General features: G+C 62.4%; 16 protein-coding genes. 9 read left to right on the top strand and 7 right to left on the bottom strand.

Features of this window, described 5'->3' with window-relative positions:
- Positions 1-77: 77 nt before the first annotated feature.
- Both C4J86_RS05650 and C4J86_RS05655 read left to right on the top strand, forming a co-directional pair.
- Positions 78-1,025 (top strand): LysR substrate-binding domain-containing protein, encoded by a 948-nt coding sequence (locus tag C4J86_RS05650; protein ID WP_124369739.1) that lies wholly within the window; start codon positions 78-80, stop codon positions 1,023-1,025.
- Between the two features lie 213 nt (positions 1,026-1,238).
- The gene (locus C4J86_RS05655; protein WP_124365933.1) at positions 1,239-1,649 is read left to right on the top strand and encodes an HPF/RaiA family ribosome-associated protein; all 411 of its coding nucleotides are present in this window, start codon (positions 1,239-1,241) and stop codon (positions 1,647-1,649) included.
- 56 nt (positions 1,650-1,705) lie between these two features.
- On the opposite strand, the gene C4J86_RS05660 is transcribed toward C4J86_RS05655, so the two are convergent.
- The gene (locus C4J86_RS05660) at positions 1,706-3,217 is read right to left on the bottom strand and encodes an MFS transporter (RefSeq protein WP_124369740.1); all 1,512 of its coding nucleotides are present in this window, start codon (positions 3,215-3,217) and stop codon (positions 1,706-1,708) included.
- A gap of 104 nt (positions 3,218-3,321) precedes the next feature.
- Here C4J86_RS05660 and C4J86_RS05665 point away from each other — a divergent pair, with 104 nt between their 5' ends.
- Entirely contained in the window at positions 3,322-4,194 is an 873-nt protein-coding gene (locus C4J86_RS05665; RefSeq protein WP_124369741.1) for a LysR family transcriptional regulator, read from the top strand.
- A 160-nt stretch (positions 4,195-4,354) separates the two neighbouring features.
- Here C4J86_RS05665 and fecA read toward each other — a convergent pair whose 3' ends face one another.
- From fecA to C4J86_RS05680, 3 genes are all read right to left on the bottom strand, one after another.
- Positions 4,355-6,691, bottom strand: coding sequence for a TonB-dependent Fe(3+) dicitrate receptor FecA (fecA, locus tag C4J86_RS05670; RefSeq protein WP_124369742.1), 2,337 nt, complete (start codon positions 6,689-6,691; stop codon positions 4,355-4,357).
- A gap of 91 nt (positions 6,692-6,782) precedes the next feature.
- Positions 6,783-7,724 carry a FecR domain-containing protein gene (locus tag C4J86_RS05675; protein WP_124369743.1) on the bottom strand — a complete coding sequence of 314 codons (942 nt, stop codon included), beginning with the start codon at positions 7,722-7,724 and terminating at the stop codon, positions 6,783-6,785.
- A complete protein-coding gene (locus tag C4J86_RS05680; protein ID WP_124369744.1) occupies positions 7,721-8,209 on the bottom strand; it encodes a sigma-70 family RNA polymerase sigma factor in 489 nt (162 codons plus the stop codon). Before C4J86_RS05680 ends, C4J86_RS05675 begins: the two co-directional genes overlap by 4 nt.
- 169 nt (positions 8,210-8,378) lie before the next feature.
- Here C4J86_RS05680 and C4J86_RS05685 point away from each other — a divergent pair, with 169 nt between their 5' ends.
- The 5 genes from C4J86_RS05685 to C4J86_RS05705 are packed head-to-tail and all read left to right on the top strand — an operon-like array spanning position 8,379 to position 12,139.
- Complete coding sequence (locus C4J86_RS05685; protein ID WP_124369745.1) at positions 8,379-8,681, top strand: DUF3649 domain-containing protein; 303 nt, start codon at positions 8,379-8,381, stop codon at positions 8,679-8,681.
- Positions 8,678-10,252: a PepSY domain-containing protein gene (locus C4J86_RS05690; protein WP_124369746.1), complete on the top strand. Its 1,575-nt coding sequence runs from the start codon at positions 8,678-8,680 to the stop codon at positions 10,250-10,252. Before C4J86_RS05685 ends, C4J86_RS05690 begins: the two co-directional genes overlap by 4 nt.
- Positions 10,253-10,579 carry a DUF3325 domain-containing protein gene (locus tag C4J86_RS05695; protein WP_124369747.1) on the top strand — a complete coding sequence of 109 codons (327 nt, stop codon included), beginning with the start codon at positions 10,253-10,255 and terminating at the stop codon, positions 10,577-10,579. It begins immediately after the preceding gene.
- A 7-nt stretch (positions 10,580-10,586) separates the two neighbouring features.
- Positions 10,587-11,165 (top strand): RNA polymerase sigma factor, encoded by a 579-nt coding sequence (locus tag C4J86_RS05700; protein WP_124369748.1) that lies wholly within the window; start codon positions 10,587-10,589, stop codon positions 11,163-11,165.
- Positions 11,162-12,139, top strand: coding sequence for a FecR family protein (locus C4J86_RS05705; protein WP_124369749.1), 978 nt, complete (start codon positions 11,162-11,164; stop codon positions 12,137-12,139). Before C4J86_RS05700 ends, C4J86_RS05705 begins: the two co-directional genes overlap by 4 nt.
- 122 nt (positions 12,140-12,261) lie before the next feature.
- On the opposite strand, the gene C4J86_RS05710 is transcribed toward C4J86_RS05705, so the two are convergent.
- Entirely contained in the window at positions 12,262-12,612 is a 351-nt protein-coding gene (locus C4J86_RS05710) for a glutaredoxin family protein (RefSeq protein ID WP_124369750.1), read from the bottom strand.
- Positions 12,612-13,616: a nucleoid-associated protein YejK gene (gene yejK, locus C4J86_RS05715; protein WP_057701465.1), complete on the bottom strand. Its 1,005-nt coding sequence runs from the start codon at positions 13,614-13,616 to the stop codon at positions 12,612-12,614. The genes C4J86_RS05710 and yejK overlap by 1 nt, the downstream gene beginning before the upstream one ends.
- Positions 13,617-14,011: 395 nt before the next feature.
- Between yejK and C4J86_RS05720 the strand changes: the two genes are divergently transcribed.
- Positions 14,012-14,293 (top strand): HU family DNA-binding protein, encoded by a 282-nt coding sequence (locus tag C4J86_RS05720; protein WP_003188840.1) that lies wholly within the window; start codon positions 14,012-14,014, stop codon positions 14,291-14,293.
- A 78-nt stretch (positions 14,294-14,371) separates the two neighbouring features.
- On the opposite strand, the gene rlmF is transcribed toward C4J86_RS05720, so the two are convergent.
- Positions 14,372-15,391 (bottom strand): 23S rRNA (adenine(1618)-N(6))-methyltransferase RlmF, encoded by a 1,020-nt coding sequence (gene rlmF, locus C4J86_RS05725; RefSeq protein WP_124369751.1) that lies wholly within the window; start codon positions 15,389-15,391, stop codon positions 14,372-14,374.
- Positions 15,392-15,456: the final 65 nt, after the last annotated feature.

Raw genomic sequence — 15,456 nt, forward strand, 5'->3', positions numbered from 1 at the left:
TTGACGCGATACTGAGCCTCTGGATCGGCACTGACCAACGAATTATCCTAAGACACTCTTTAGCAGGACTAAACGCTATGACCCGTCCCCTTCATGGCCAGACGTATGTCTGGCTGCATGTGTTTTCATGCGCTGCACGGCATTTGTCGTTCACCCGCTGCGCCGAAGAACTGCACATCACGCCGGGGGCGGTGAGCCAGCAGATTCGCCAGTTGGAGGAGCGCCTGGGCTTTCGACTGTTTCATCGGCGCGCCAGGGGCGTGGAGCTCAGCGCCGAAGGGCAACGCCTGGCGGCGGTGGTGGGGGAGGCCTATGGCAGCATTGACGCCGAATTACAGCGTCTGGACGCCGGGATGATCAGCGGCACCTTGCGCCTGCGTTCGATCCCGTCGTTTCTTGGCAAATGGCTGACCCCGCGTCTGCCACGCTTGCAGCAGCGCTTTCCAGACATTCAACTGCGCCTGGTCGCCGAAGACAGCAGCATCGCCCTGCACGAGGGCGACTTCGACCTGGCCATCGACCTGAACGACGGTAGCTACCCAGGCCTGTTATCCACAGCGCTGCTGGACGAACAGATCTTTCCGGTCTGCGCCCCCAGCCTGCTACGCGGGCGCCCGCCGCTGCATGGGCCGGCGGACCTTGTGCATTTCCCGCTGTTGCACGACATCACCGCCTGGCGTGGGAGTTATGAGTATGCCGAGTGGGAGTTTTACCTGGATGCCATTGGTTACCACGACGCCGATGTACGCCGCGGGCACACCTTCAACCGCAACCACCTGACCATCGAAGCCGCCATCGCCGGTATGGGCGTCGCGATTGCGCGACGCACATTGCTCAACGATGAACTGGAACGCGGCAGCCTGATCGTGCCGTTCGGCCTGGCCGTGCCCAACCACAAACGCTACGTGCTGCTGTATGCGCCAGGCGCATTGAACCATCCGGGCGTGCGCGCAGTGCATGATTGGCTGGTGGAGGAGGCGGGGGTTTTCCGGGCATTGCACCCAATGGGAGCGGGGCAATTGTGAGGATCTTCAGGGGTAAGAAGATGTAACTAACTCCCCACCCTAACAGCGTTTCTGCTTGTCGTCAGGGTTAATTTGTAATGTAGGATTTATCTTTGCAAAGGGGTTGAATTGTTTCAGCGAGTGCTCAATTGTGTAATCAGGAGGTCATGGTTTCACCACCCCGGTGTTGCAGTTTGTGATCTCTGGCGAGCTAGCTGAAATAAGGGAAGAACTATGCAAATCCAAGTCAATAGCGATAACCATATTGAAAGCAGCATCCGACTGGAGGAGTGGGTACGTACTACCATTGAGAGCACGCTCGAACGTTATGAAGAAGACCTGACCCGTGTCGAGGTCTACCTGCGGGATGAGAACGGCGACAAGCCCGGTCCCCACGATTTAAGTTGCCGTCTGGAGGCACGTCCAAAAGGCCATCAAGCGATTTCGGTCTGCCATAAAGCCGATACGCTGGAACAAGCGATCGATGGCGCGGCCACCAAGCTCGACCACGCGCTGGACCATCTGTTCGGCAAACTGCAAGGCAAGCCCCGCGCTGCCGGTAAAAACCAGCCGACCACCAAAGTCAATGAAGATGAGCTTGAACAGGAGTTTCTGGAAAAAGAACGGGCCGTATTCAACGGCTGATAGTTTTTTTCACTCCCCATTGAAAACGGGCCTGCACATGCAGGCCCGTTTTTCGTTTAACGGCGCTGTTTGAAGAAATACCCGCTAAGCATCGCCAGCCCGCAAGCACCCAACCCTGCAAAGAGCATGGCCCAGCCGGCGCCGTTGCGCAGCGCCGCCTGGGCCTCGTTGAACGCCAATCCCGGCGCGTCCAGCTTGCCCGCCGCGATGTGCTGGCTGAGGGCCGGCCAATCCATTGCCGTGCTTGGCGGCAATACCTCGGCCAGGTAATGGCTGATCCCCAGCAACAGCACCAGGCCCATCAACGCGATGTTGAGCGCCAGGGTGATCAGCCGTGCGCTGAAGTCGATACCTGAGGCCATGCCCGCGCGGTCAGCCGAGACGGCGCCCGTAGTGGTGTTGGTGGTCGGCGAGTTGGTCAGCGCCAGGCCGATGCCGGCGATCACGCAACTGAGCAGTACCATCAGCGCGCTTGGCTGCGCGGCGCCATTGGCGGCGGCCATTGCCAGAAACCCCGCGCCCATCGTCGCCAGGCCCACCGGGATGATGCGTTCGGCGCCGTAGCGCAGGGCCAGGCGCTCGGCCAGCGGCGGCACCAGCAAGGTGGGCAAGGTGTAGGCGAGCAGGGCGCCGCCGGTGGTCAGGGTGTCGTAGCCCAGGCCGGCCTGGAAATACAGCGGCAGGTAGATCATGAACGGCCAGAAGCTGAAGTTCATGCCGATCGAGCCCATCAGTGCACCGGTGAAGCGCTGGATGCACAACACCGAAAAATCGAACATCGGATGGGCGCTGCGTTTTTCAACCACGATGAACAGCAGCAACGCCACCAGCGCCAAACCCGCCCAGCCGAGCATGCCCGGTGTGGTGAAGCCATGCTCGGTGCCCTGGGTGATGAAGTACACCAGGGCGAACACCGCCAGCGTCAAGGTCAGCATGCCGGCGATATCGAGGCGATGGCTGGCCGGGTCGCGGGATTCCTGCACGCTGATGCGCAACAGCACCAAGGTGAACAGGGTGAGCGGCACATGCGCAAGAAACACCCAGCGCCAGTCCGCGACTGCCAGGATCAGCGCACCGACCATCGGCCCGAACCCCAGGCCCACGCCGGCAATCACGCCCCAGATCGCGAATGCCCGGGCGCGTGCCGCCGGTTCCCGAAACAAGTGCGACAGTATCGCGAACTGGCAGATCATCATCGCGCCGGCGCCGATGCCCTGGACGAAACGCGCCACGATCAGCGTCGGTGCGTCGTTGGCCAAGCCACAGGCCAGCGAGGCCAGGCCGAAGACCCACAGGCACAGCACCAGCATGCGTCGACGCCCAAAGCGATCGGCCAGGGTGCCCGCCGCCATCAGCACGCTGGTGCAGGCCAGGGTGTAAGCATTCATGATCCATTGGGCATCTTGAAACCCCGTGCCCAGTTCGCGTTCCAGGGTGGGCAGGGTGACCGGCACGCTGGAGATTTCCAGGCCGAACATCAGGGCCACAAGGCATACGGCGGTGAGCGCCAGACCGTTTCTGGCGACATGCGGTGGGCTGAGGGCCGATAGCGTGGCGACGGGTGGCATGGGATGTTCCTTTCGAGAGGGGGAGGGATTATTCTCTCGGGAATCTGGTTCTTTATTTGCGATGATTTTTCCATGGATAAGGGAATACAGGGCGACAAATTAACATGACTACTCCACGTTTTGATGGCGTCGAACTGTTCGTGCAAATCGTCGAGAGCGGCAGCCTGAGCGCAGCCGCCGAGCGCCTGAATCTCACCCGTTCGGCAGTGGGCAAGGGCCTGGCGCGGTTGGAAGCGCGGCTGGGCACTTGCCTGTTGCAACGCTCTACGCGCCGCCAGCGTCTGACCGAGGATGGGCAGGCGTACTACGAACACTGTCTGCGCGCGCTGGCAGAGCTGGAGGCGGCCGAGTCGGTGCTGGAAAGCGGCCGCCAGCAGCCACGCGGGCGCTTGCGGGCGAGTTTGCCACTGGCGTTTGGTCACCACTATGCCGCGCCTGCGCTGTGGGGCTTGATGGACCGCTATCCGCAATTGGAGATCGATATCAGTTTCTCCGACCGCATGATAGATCTGGCGCAGGAAGGCTTCGATCTTGCCGTGCGCATCGGCCCACTGCCAGATACCGACCGCCTGAGTGCGCGGCGCCTGGGCGAGCAGGTCATGGGCCTGGCGGCGTCGCCCGCGTATTTGCAGTGCGCGGAGCCCATTGAACGGATTGAAGACTTGTCGGCTCATCGCGGCATTGCTTACCGCAGCAACAGCGCCTATCGCTCGCGGCTGATCACGCCCTTGGTGCTGGACGACCTCCAGGCCGTGGCCGATGCGGCCATCGCGGGTGTGGGGCTGGCCTGGTTGCCGAGTTGGTTGATCGCCCACTATGCGCTGCGCGGGCAACTGGCGGCGGTGCTGGCCGATTTCCGCGAACAGCCGGCCCCCATCCATGTGATCTGGCCGACGGCGCCGCACATGCCGGCCAAGACCCGATGCGCCATTGATGCGCTGGTCGCGGCCACCCCCAGTTGCCTGGCGGGGAGTTAAAGGACCTCATCGGATCTCTAAGCGGTACTCGGTCCAAATGTGGGAGGGGGCTTGCTCCCGATAGCGGTGGGTCAGTTAAAAATATACTGACTGACACTCCGCCATCGGGAGCAAGCCCCCTCCCACATTTGGATTTGTTGTGATCTACAAAGGCAGGCAGTCAGAACGCGATAGACGTTTGCACGTACACCGTGCGCGGCTCACCCACGTACTTGCCCTTGTTGTTATCGTCGAACGAGCGCGTGTAGTACTGCTTGTTGAAGATATTTTTCACGCCGACCGCGACGTTCAAATCCGACAGCTGTGGGCCGAAGTCATACGCTGCGCGGCTGCTGAACAGCATGTAGCCGGGGATGCGTCCATTCGCGCCGTCGGCGCTTTCGGCCTGGGTGTTGGCGTTGTTGGCGAATTGGCTGCTCTGGTAGCTGCTGTCCAGGTTGAGCTTCCACGGGCCTTCGGTGTAACCCACGCCGAGGGTGCCTTTGTGCCTGGACGAGAAGGGCACGCGGTTGCCTTTGTTCGGGCCGTCTTCGCGGATGGTCGCGTCGACATACGCATAGGTGGCGTACAAATCGAAGCCGGCCAGTGCCGGGTTCAAGCCGTCGAGGGCATAGTTGATGCTCGACTCGATGCCCTGGTGCCGCGTTTCACCGCGTGCGATCACGGTGTCATTGGTTTGGTTGCTGTCGTATTGGTTGTCGAAATTGATCAGGAACGCACCGATTTCCGCGCGCAGGCTGCCGTTGTCATAGCGCGTACCGAGCTCCCAGGTGCGGGCTTTTTCCGGTTTCACTTCGCCGCTGCTCACGCGGTTGGGCATCTGGCTGTACTGCACGCTGCCGAACGAGCCTTCAGTGTTGGCGTAGAGGTTCCAGTCGTCGGTGAGGTGGTAGAGCACGTTCAACGCCGGCAGCGCAGTGTTGTAGTCGCCCTTGTAGTTGACGTTGCTCAGGTTGTTGGTCTGCTGGGACTTGATCATCTCGTAGCGGATGCCCGGCGTGAGGGTCCACTTGCCGATATCGATGCGGTCGTCGATGAAGAACGCATTGGCCTCGGTGCCGCCGCGCGTGTCGCGGTCGTTGCGGCTGTCGGTGGTCGGGATTTGCTGGTTGGCCGCAATCGGCGTGCGGTAGCGCAGCTCGTGGCCGGCTTCATTGATGTAGCGGTAGCCGACGCCGACTTCGTGTGTGGTGGGGCCGAGGTCGAAGCCTTGGGCGAAGCGGGTTTCCAGGCCGCGTACCCAGTACTCGCGCGGTGACAGCGAGAGGAAGTTGCCCTGGTCGAGGTAACCGCTGCGCAGCGTCTTGGTGAAGAAGCTGTTGACCGTGAACTCACGGCGGTCCTGCTCGTAGCGGTAGCCTAAGTTGACCATCGTACGGCGGCCCCAGAACTTATCGTAGGGGCGGGTCGACTGGTACGGGTCAGCCTTGTAGTCCTTGACGTTCAAGCCGCCGGGCATATCGGCCTGACCTTCGTAGTACTGCGCCATGGCGTTGAAGCTGTTGGCGTCGTCCAGTTGGTATTTGCCCTTGAGGATCAGGTCGTCGATGCGCGTGTCACTGTTTTCGCGCCAGTCGCCGCCACGGGTGCCGGAGTACAGGAGCGCGCCGCCCAGGCCATTGTCGGCGGTGCCACCGGCCAGCAGGTTGCCGGTGGTCTTGAAGCCGTCGTGGCTGGAGGACGGGCTGGTTTCGGTTTGCAGGCCGCCTTTGACGGTGGGCGCATCCGGGATCGCACGGGTCACGAAGTTGACGATGCCGCCGACGTTTTGCGGGCCGTAGCGCACCGCGCCGCCGCCGCGTACCACGTCGACCGCGTCCATGTTGCCCATGCTGATCGGTGCGAATGACAGTTGCGGCTGGCCATATGGTGCGAAAGGCACGGGAATGCCGTCCATCAATACCGTGGAGCGCGACGCCAGGCGTGGGTTGAGCCCGCGAATACCGAAGTTCAGCGCCATGTCGTGGCTGCCGGTGCCGTTGTTGTCCGGGGCGTTGACGCCGGGGATGCGGTTGAGCACGTCGCGGGCCTGGGTCGCGCCCTGGCGTTCGAAGGCTTCGCGGCGGATCACATCGCGCGCGCCGGGGTGTTCGAACACGTTGGTCTGCGCCGCATCGCCAAGCCAGTCGCCGACCACGTTAGAGGTCTGCAGTTCTAGAGTAGCCGGGGCGCTGGCCGGCTGCAGGCTGTAGGCGTTGTCGCCCTCGGCGCGGGCTTGCAGGCCGCTGCCTTCCAACAGTTTATTCAGGCCTTCGGCGGCGCTGTAGGTGCCCGACAAGCCGGGGCTTTGCAGGCCGGCGGTGACCTCGGAGCCGAAAGACACCAGCACCGAGGCTTCACGGCCGAACTGGTTCAGGGCCGCTTCCAGACTCGTCGGTGCGATGTGATAGGCCTTGGCTTCGGCCGCCATCACTGGGGGCAGCGCGGTCAGGCTGAGGCTGGCGCCGAGGAGGAATTGGCGCAGGGTACGGGCAAGAAGCGTCGGTTGCAGGGGCATGAAGGGCGGTCCTGAGAAGGAAGGATCAAGATGGCTTTCCTTCTCTGTCACGCGAGGACGGGAAAACGGCTCACTGTTTTTCTGAATAATTTCAGGCGCGGGCCTGAACCGTCACCCAGTAGCGGGTGAAGCGTCGCACGGTGACCGGCAGGCTGACTTCCAACAGGTCGAGGATGCGTTCGCTGTCATCCAGTGGATAGCTGCCCGACAGCAACAGGTTTGCCACCTGCGGGTCGCAATTGAGCTGGCCGCGACGGTAGCGCCCGAGTTCGCCGAGAAAATCCTCCAGGCGCATATGCGCAGCCACCAGCATGCCGTCTGCCCAGGCACCGCTGTTGGCGTCAGTGGGGCGAGGGCTGTCCCAGCCTTTGCGGGTGTAATTGACCTGATGCGCGGTCTCGACGCTCAGCGGCAGGCCGCTGTAGTGGTTGGGCATCACATCGACCCGGCCGTCGAGCACCGCCAATTGAGTATGGTCGCTGAACTGCCGCACGTTCAGGCGCGCCGCCTGGCTGCTGAGCAGACCCTGGCTGGTGAGTACGCGCAGCGGCGTGGCACCGGCGCGGGCGGTCAGCAGGATTTCACCTTCGAGCAGGCGGATCAGTCGCTGCTGGCTATCGACATGCACATCCACCGCGCTGCCGGTGTTGAGCTGCAACTGGCTGCCGTCGGCCAACTGCACGGTGCGGCGCTGGCCGACGGGGCTGCGGTAGTCGGCGGTCAGCGGCGGCAGAATACGCTGCTGGCGCAGGCTCCAGGCTGCCGCCGAACCGGCGCCGAGGATCAACAACAGCTTCAGCGCCTGGCGCCGGCTGTTGGACGTCGGTGCATTCAACGCCGCGTGCGCCAGGGGCGAAGGCACGCCGCGCAGGCGCTGGTTGACGCGCTGGATCTGGTCCCACGCGCGCTGGTGCTCGCTGTGCGCATCCAGCCATTGCTGCCAGGCGGCCTGTTGGCGCGGGTCGAGCGTGCCTTGCTGCATTTGCAGCAACCAGTGCACGGCTTGTTCGGCGACGGGGGGCGAGATGTTCATAGGGCGAAGTAGCAGCGCAGGGCGGCTTTATGCAGATGGCGTTTGACCGTGGCAATGGAGATGCCCAGCTGCGCACCGATTTGCGCATAGGTAAGGCCATCGAGCTGGGCCAGCAGGAAGGCGCGCTTGACCTGGACCGGCAAGCCGTCGAGCAATTGGTCCAACTCCACCAGGGTTTGCAGGATGATGGCGCGGTCTTCCTCAGACGGCGTCACCTGCTCCGGCAATTGTGCCAGGGCATCGAGGTAGGCGCGTTCCAGGTCCTGGCGACGGTAAAAGTTGAACAGCACGCGCTTGGCGACAGTGGTGAGAAAGGCGCGGGGCTCGTTCAGCGTTGGCGCTTCCCGTGCGCTGAGTACACGGATGAAGGTGTCCTGGGCCAGGTCGGCGGCGCTTTCCGGGCAGCCGAGCTTGCGTCGCAACCAGCCGGTAAGCCAGTGATGATGGTCGTTATACAGAACTTCGACGGTGTTGGACGGCGGCAACGGGATCACTCCATCAGCATCGGCATGCTTTAGAGAACAAGAATTGTTCGCATTGTAGGGGCGGGGGCGCGGTTCGGCAATCCGCGAAGCCGGTGATTCATCCGTTCTCTTTTGCTTATGAGAATATTTATCATTAATATTGCGTGCTGATGAACTTGGCGCCTGTCGCATGAACAGCAAAACCCCACTGCCCGCGTCCTATCGCCTTGCCGTCACCTCCCGGGTGTTGGCGGCGGTGGTCGGCGGTTATCTGATGGCCTCCCTCGCCGCTATCTGCCTCGCACTGTGGCTGCCCACGGCCCGCGCCGATGCGGTGATCACCGGCATGATGAGTTCGTTCGTGTTCTACCTGCTGGCGGTGCTCTGGTGTTTTGCCTGCCGCACGGCATGGCGTGCCTGGGTGGGGGTGATGCTGCCAAGCGCGCTGTTCGCCACCCTGGCGGGCATCGGTTTCTGGGTGGCGCGCACATGAAGGAAGGCTTTCGCCAAGCCATGGCCTGGCTGCATACCTGGGCGGGGTTGATCTTCGGCTGGCTGCTGTTCGCGATTTTCCTGACCGGCACCCTGGCTTATTTCAAGGACGAAATAACCCACTGGATGCAGCCCGAAGTGCAGGCCCACCCGTTGGACGACGCGCGCAGCCTCGGCGTGGCGCAGCGCTATCTGCAGCAACAGGCGCCCACCGCCGCGCGTTGGTTCATCACCTTGCCCACCCGCCGCGACCCCGGCCTGTCGGTGATGTGGCAAGACAAGGTCGACCCCGGCAAGCGCGGCAATTTCACCCAGAAAATCCTCGACCCGGCCAGTGGCCAAGCGGTGCAAGCCCGTGAAAGCATGGGCGGCGAATTCTTCTACCGTTTCCATTTCCAGCTGCAAATGCCTTACCCGTGGGGCCGCTGGCTGTCGACCATCGCCGCCATGGTGATGTTCGTCGCGCTGATCACCGGCATCATCACCCACAAGAAAATCTTCAAGGACTTCTTCACCTTCCGTCCGCGCAAAGGCCAGCGTTCCTGGCTGGACGGGCACAACGCGGTGGGCGTGCTGGTGTTGCCGTTCCACCTGATGATCACCTATAGCAGCCTGGTGATTTTCATGAACATGGTGATGCCGGCGCCGATCATGGCCTCGTATGGCAGCGACAGCCGTGCGTTCTTCAATGAGGTGTTCCCCAGTTCCGATAATGCGCCGGCGCTCGGCCAGCCGGGCACCTTGCTGGCATTGTGGCCGATGTATCAGCAGGCGCAGCAACAGTGGGCGGGTGGGCATGTCGGACGCTTGGCGGTGAATAATCCGAGTGACGTCAACGCCTCGGTGAATGTGTTCCGCGCCGGGTCCGACAGCGTGGTGCAGAATTTCGCCAGCAGCCTATCGTTCAGCGGCACCACGGGCGAGCTGTTGCGGGCCAGTAGCGAGCCGTCGTTGCCGGCGGTCATCGGCGGCGGTTTCTACGGTTTGCACATGGGCCATTTCGCCGGCCCGGTGCTGCGCTGGCTGTACTTTGTCTGTGGCCTGGCCGGCACGGCGATGATCGGCACCGGGCTGGTGATCTGGCTGGGCAAGCGCCAGCTCAAGCACGCCAAAACCGGCGTGATGCCGTTTGAGCTGCGCCTGGTGGAAGTGCTGAATGTCGCCAGCATGTCCGGCCTGGTGATCGCCATCGCACTGTTCTTCTGGGCGAACCGGTTGTTGCCGGTGAGCTTCTCCGCGCGTTCCGACTGGGAAGTGCGCGCCTTCTTTATCGCCTGGGCCCTGAGCCTGCTGCACGCGCTGTTGCGGCGCGGCCGCCCGGCGTGGGTCGAGCAATTGAGCGTGGGGGCGCTGCTGTTGGTGGCCATCCCGTTGGTCAATGCACTGACCACCTCCCACCATTTGGGCGTTTCCCTGGTGAGTGGCGACTGGGCCATGGCCGGCTTCGACCTGACGTGCCTGGCCTGCGGCCTGTTTCTGGGCTGGGCCGCCTGGAAGATGCAGCGCCGCGCGGCGACGCAGCCCAAGGCGCCGCGCGCAGGTGCATTGACGTTCAAACAGGAGGCCAGCTGAATGCTGCTCGCGCTGCTCATGTGCTACGCCGGGTTTACCGCGCTGTGCCTGTCGACCGACCGTCATCACGGCGAGTTGCTGCGCAGCAAGCCTTCGCCTTTACGGCGTCTGGGGTTGCGTGCGGCCGGTTGGTTGCTGCTGACGCTGTCGCCCTGGCCGGCGGTGGCCGTCACGGGGTGGGGCCAGGGGTTGGTGGAGTGGTGCGCGGTGTTGATGCTCAGCGCCTTGCTGCTGGTGCTGTTGCTGCCGTATCGGCCTCGGCTGGCGTTGAGCCTCGCGGGCGTAGGCCTGCTGGCCAGCCCGGTCGCGGCGTTCGGTCTGTTCTGAGTTGCCCATGATGATCAGCCCTGCGCCGAAACCTCAAGACCGTTCGCACCCGGACGCCGCCGGTGGGCGGGCTCATTTCCTGCAGGTGTTCCTGTCCCAGCGTTCGCAGATGGAGGCGCTGGTCAGCCGCCGTGTCGGTTGCCGCGCCACGGCGGCGGATCTGGTCCAGGACCTGTTCCTGCGCTTCTGGCGTCGCCCGCTGGTGCAGGTCGAAGAGCTCAGCACCTACCTGCTGCGCTGCGCCAGCAATATCGCCATCGACCATTTGCGCAGCGAAGGCGCCCGCGTGCGCAGTAATGAAGGCTGGCTGCCGGAACAGCAGGGCAACCAGGGCTGCGAACCCCAGGCGGCCCTCGAAGCGGGCAATGATTTGCGCCATGTCGAAGCCGCCTTGCGTAGTTTGCCCGAGCGCACCCGTCAGATTTTCCTGCTCAACCGCATCCACGGCCGCAAATACGCGCAAATCGCCAAGGCGATGGGCGTGTCCCAAAGCGCTGTGGAGAAACACATGATGCGTGCCCTCCAAGCCTGCAAGGCGAGCCTGAGCGAACCGTCGCCCTCCCGCACGCCAGGGAAAGCACCATGAACGTGACGCCCACGCCCGCCCAGGAACAGGCCGCGCTCGCCTGGCTGAGCCTGCTGCACGACCAGCCCAGCAGTGGCGATCAAGCCAGCTTCAGCCAATGGTTGCGGGCCGACCCCGCCCATGTCCACGCCTATTCCCAGGCTCAGGTGCTGTGGGAGTTGAGCGAAGTACCGGCACGCGCCTTGGCGGACGAAGACGCGCAGGCGTTGCAGGGCTATCTCTATGCGATGAACCGTTCCACGCGCTCGCGCACGTTGCGTTGGTCTGGCGCCTTGGCCATGGCCGCCTGTGTGTTGTTGATGGTGGCGATGGGCGCGGGTTGGCAGCCGTCGCGTTGGGTCGATGACTTCGGCGCCGATTATGTGACGGCGCCAGGGGAGGTGCGCACCGTCACCCTGGCCGATCAGTCCCAGGTTACCCTCGACGCCGACAGCGCCATTGCCGTGGATTTCAGCCACGGCGAGCGGCATGTCCAGCTGCGTCGAGGGGCCGGGTTTTTCCAAGTTGTCCACACCGGCCAGCCGTTTATGGTCGAGGCGGGCAGCGGAGAAACGCGGGTGCTGGGCACGCAGTTCGAAGTGCGCCTGCAACCGGCGGGGGCACAGGTGACCGTGTTGTCCGGCCGGGTTGGGGTGACGCCCTCCAAACAGGCGCCGCAGCAAATTCTGACGGCAGGCCAGCAAGTAGCCTACGCCGAGGGTGTAGCCGAGCCGCTGCATGCGGTAGACAGCGAAGCACGCCTGGCCTGGCGCGATGGATGGCTCAATTACTACAAGGCGCCGCTGGCCGAGGTGATCGAGGATTTGGCGCGCTATTATCCCGGCCGCATCCTGTTGCTCAATGACGAGATGGGCGCCAAACGCGTCAGCGGCAGCTTTCCAAGCAAGGACCCGCTAGCGGTGCTCAACGCCCTGCAAGCGGTGCTGGGCTTTGAGCAGCACACAGTGCTGGGCCGGATGATTGTGGTGCGTTAAGCCCTCACCACAAAACCAATGTGGGAGGGGGCTTGCCCCCGATTGCGGTGGGTCAGCTACCCATAGGCTGGCTGACAGACTGCTATCGGGGGCAAGCCCCCTCCCACATTTGATCTGCGGTGTTACTTCAACGCGGCCATGATCGCATCCGGGTTGTAGTCGCGGATCAACGTGCCATTGACGTCGACAAACGGAATCCCGCCCCCACCCAACGCTTCATACGCCTTGCGCGCCTGGGCGTCCTTCTCGATATCGAAGGCCTGGTAAGGAATGCCTTTCTGGTCCAGGAAACGCCGGGTCTGCTTGCAATAGCCGCACCACTCGGTGGCGTAGAGCACCACGCGCGCCGAGGCGCGTACCTGCTCCGAAACAACCTGCGAGGGGTTGAACAGCCGCTCGATCTTGCCCCAGTTCTGAATCACCACGACCACCAGCAGCACCAGCAGGACTTTCTTGAGCACGCCGCCAAGCATCAGTTACGGCGCTTGAGCTGATCGGTCAGTTGGGTCGGCAGGCCTTTGATGATCAAGGTACCGGCGGCTTCGTCGTACTCGATCTTGTCACCCAGCAGGTGCGCTTCAAAGCTAATGGACAAGCCTTCGGCGCGGCCGGTGAAACGGCGGAACTGGTTGAGGGTGCGTTTGTCGGCAGGGATTTCCGGCGACAGGCCGTAGTCCTTGTTGCGAATGTGGTCGTAGAACGCCTTGGGCCGATCTTCATCGATCAAACCGGACAGCTCTTCCAGGCCCATGGGCTCGCCGAGCTTGGCCTGGCTGCTGGCGTAGTCCACCAGGGTCTTGGTTTTCTCGCGGGCCGATTCGTCAGGCAGGTCTTCACTTTCAACGAAGTCGCTGAACGCCTTGAGCAGGGTGCGGGTTTCGCCCGGGCCGTCGACACCTTCCTGGCAGCCGATAAAGTCGCGGAAATACTCCGAGACCTTCTTGCCGTTCTTGCCTTTGATAAAGGAGATGTATTGCTTGGACTGCTTGTTGTTCTGCCACTCGGAGACGTTGATCCGCGCCGCCAGGTGCAGTTGGCCCAGGTCCAGGTGGCGCGAGGGAGTCACGTCCAGCTCGTCGGTCACCGCCACACCTTCGCTGTGGTGCAGCAGGGCGATGGCCAGGTAGTCGGTCATGCCTTGCTGGTAGTGGGCAAACAGCACATGGCCGCCAGTGGACAGGTTGGACTCTTCCATCAGCTTCTGCAGATGCTCCACAGCCGTACGGCTGAAAGCGGTGAAATCCTGACCACCGTCAAAGTATTCCTTCAACCAGCCGCTGAACGGGTGCGCGCCGGACTCGGCATGGAAGAAACCCCAGGCCTTGCCTTGTTTGGCGTTGTAGCTCTCGTTGAGGTCGGCGAGCATGTTCTCGATGGCGGCGGATTCGGACAGCTCCGAGTCACGGGCATGCAGAACTGCGGGTGTGCCGTCGGGTTTTTTGTCGATCAGGTGGACGATGCAATGACGGATCGGCATAGGCTTCTCGGCTGGTTGAAGGGGAGCGGTGAGCCTCCCCAAAAAGTTGCCCAGTGTACCGCACCCATTGGTCAAGACGCGCCTGGAAGGGCGTTTTGGACGTTGTCCGACCGGGTATATGCCTTTTTTTCACGGTTTAGAGCGATAAAGCTGACCAAATGGGTATGTTGAGGCGGATATTTCCCCGTCTCTGTGCTAGTTTTGCCCGGTCTTACGCCAAGTCTCGGCGTTAAGCGTGCATTCAGCATTTGTCAGGTCGAACCAATCCCCGTTTCAAGCATCTATAACCCCGTTCTCCGAGGTTATAGCCGGGGTGCCAGGCCAAGAAGGTCGGGCTCGACGGCTGACACTGCACTCTGCAATCCATATGAATTTGATAGGGAAGGAACACCACAATGGCTATTACTAAAGACCAACTGATCGCCGACCTGGCTGAAGCAGTAGACGCACCGAAAACTACCGTGCGCGCTCTGCTGGACCAACTGAGCCAGGTTGTTGCTGATCAGCTGGAAAACGGCGGCGAAATCACTCTGCCAGGCGTTGGCAAACTGAAAGTGACCGAGCGTCCTGCCCGTACTGGCCGTAACCCTTCGACTGGCGCTGCCATCGAAATCGCTGCCAAGAAAGTTATCAAGCTGGTTGTGGCCAAAGGCCTGACCGACGCTGTTAACAAGTAAGACGCAGTAAAAAAAACCGTGCACCGGAGCGATCCGGGCACGGTTTTTTGTTGCCTGCGGTTTTTCTGGGATGAGGGGCTAGTCGCGAACCCAGCGCTGGCGCCAGAGCTGCTGTTCGTTCTTGGTCTGGAAGGTCCAGGCGACGAACCGGCTTTGCTTCTGCCCCTGGGACATTTCCACCACCTGGCTTTCCAACACGCCGGCTTTTTTCAGCGCGGTCTCGATCGCCGGCAGGTTTGACGCTTTTGACACCAGGGTGCTGAACCACAACACCTTGTGGGCAAAGTGCGCACTTTCAGCGATCAATTGCGTGACGAAACGCGCTTCACCGCCCTCGCACCACAGCTCGGCCGATTGGCCGCCGAAGTTCAACACCGGCAACTTGCGCTTGGGATCGGCTCTGCCCAAGGCGCGCCATTTACGCTCGCTGCCCTTGGTCGCTTCATCCATCGAGGCATGGAACGGCGGGTTGCACATGGTCAGGTCAAAGCGCTCGGCAGGCTCCAGCAGGCCCAGCAGAATATGCTTGGGGTTGGGTTGCAGGCGCAGCTGGATGACTTTGCTCAGGTCGTTGGACTGCACGATGGCCTTGGCGGCGGCCACGGCGATAGGATCGACCTCCGAGCCCAGGAAGTTCCAGCGGTACTCCATATAGCCAATCAGCGGGTAGACGCAATTGGCGCCCATGCCGATGTCCAGCACCTTGACGATGGAACCGCGCGGAATCTTGCCGTCGTTGACGCTGGCCAGCAGGTCGGCCAGGCAGTGCACGTAGTCGGCACGCCCCGGCACCGGCGGGCACAGGTAATCGGCCGGGATGTCCCAGTGCTGGATGCCATAGAAAGCCTTGAGCAGCGCCCGGTTGAACACCCGCACCGCGTCCGGGTTGGCGAAGTCGATGCTTTCCTTGCCGTAGGGGTTGATGATCACGAATTGCGCCAGTTCCGGCGTGGTCTTGATCAGCGCCGGGAAGTCGTAACGGCCGGTGTGGCGGTTGCGCGGGTGCAGGGTAGCCTCTTTGCGCGGCGCGACGGGTTTGGCCGTGGCTGCGGTTTTAGGCTTCTTGCGTGGAGGTTTTGGCGTAGTGGGGGCGGTCATGATGATTCTGGTGTTGGCTCAAAGTGATGGGCATTGTCACACATCCTGAGCCCAACTCGTTCAAA

Source organism: Pseudomonas sp. R2-7-07, from assembly GCF_003852355.1.
GTDB lineage: Bacteria > Pseudomonadota > Gammaproteobacteria > Pseudomonadales > Pseudomonadaceae > Aquipseudomonas.